Genomic DNA, 1,168 nt, shown 5'->3' with positions numbered 1-1,168 from the left:
TATTAAAGCTGAACTACAGCGTTTCAAGATCTACGGATGTTTCGGGACGTGTAGCATCCGATCCATCGAATGCGATCATCAAATTAACGGTTGAGGCAACAGAAAAATCTGATATCCTTGAATCATTATTAAACGGAAAATACAAGCCAACTACGGGTGAAGTGACGTTCAACAAATCTCACGAAGAAGGAACATTGATTACCTTAACCTGGGAGAACGGTTATGTGATCCAGCACGAAGTAGACTTCGATGCAGTAGACGAAAACTCAATGCTGATCAGCTTTGTAGTGAGTGCAGAGAAAATCAACTACGGAGGCGGAGCTTACGAAGGACTTTGGCCATCAAGCTAAGAACATCTTTAACTTTATCAAGGTTTATAAGAGATTCATAAGACTGTCTGAAAAAGACGGTCTTTTTGCCTTAAATAAGAACTAAGATATTATTTAAAGCATAAGACAATTTTAAGCGGAATAATTTTTCGGCTAAATAAAATTTAATAACTTTAAACGACCTTATCTCACAAAAATATGAATACCTCACCAACAAACGGAGGTTCCACATTCCGTCCATCGCAGAATGCAGCAGGAATCTCAGAGAATCATCACACGGGGATCAACCGTCTGGTAAAATTATCTTTGGTCATCGAAGGTAAAGTGATTAAATATTACAAGCATTTCAAGCTTACGCAAAGTGCGACAAAACATCACGAATTTACACTGACTTTAGCTCACGATACTTTAGGCGATCGCCAAAACCATACTTTAGAAGAGGCAAATAAATTTTTAGGCAAAAGATTAACTGCTGTAATTTCGTATAAAGATGTTGAAAACAGTCCGGAGCGAACTTTTGTTGGAGTGATTACCGGTGTTGGGTTTAGTCAGGAAAGAATGAGTCTAGGAAATATTATTTTATCGGGTTACAGTCCGACCATTTTACTGGATGGTGCTCCACACATTCAGAGTTTTGGCGGAGGTCAGCCTGTCAATATGGGGATTATTGCAGAAGAGGTCATCAGACAGGGTTTAGACAAAAGCCGTTTTGATATAAGAATTGATACGAATGATTATTCTCAGATCATTTACAGCAGCCAGTATGACGAAACGCATTATAATTATCTGGCAAGAATGGCAGAAGCTTATGGAGAGCAGTTTTATTATGACGGTGAAGT

Annotated in this window: 1 protein-coding gene and 1 pseudogene; both read left to right on the top strand. The window is 38.6% G+C overall.

The genetic code is table 11. The features are described 5' to 3' along the window. On the top strand, positions 1–350 hold a 350-nt coding region (tssD, locus tag ACR1PN_RS20460), incomplete at its 5' end, for a type VI secretion system tube protein TssD (protein WP_433981537.1). A 177-nt stretch (positions 351–527) separates the two neighbouring features. Further along, positions 528–1,168: pseudogene (locus tag ACR1PN_RS20455) on the top strand (Vgr family protein); the annotation flags it as partial.

Source organism: Chryseobacterium sp. RLHN22 (genome assembly GCF_051011795.1).
In the GTDB taxonomy this organism is placed as follows: Bacteria; Bacteroidota; Bacteroidia; order Flavobacteriales; family Weeksellaceae; genus Chryseobacterium; species Chryseobacterium zhengzhouense.
This window is presented reverse-complemented; position numbering and strand designations above follow the sequence as displayed.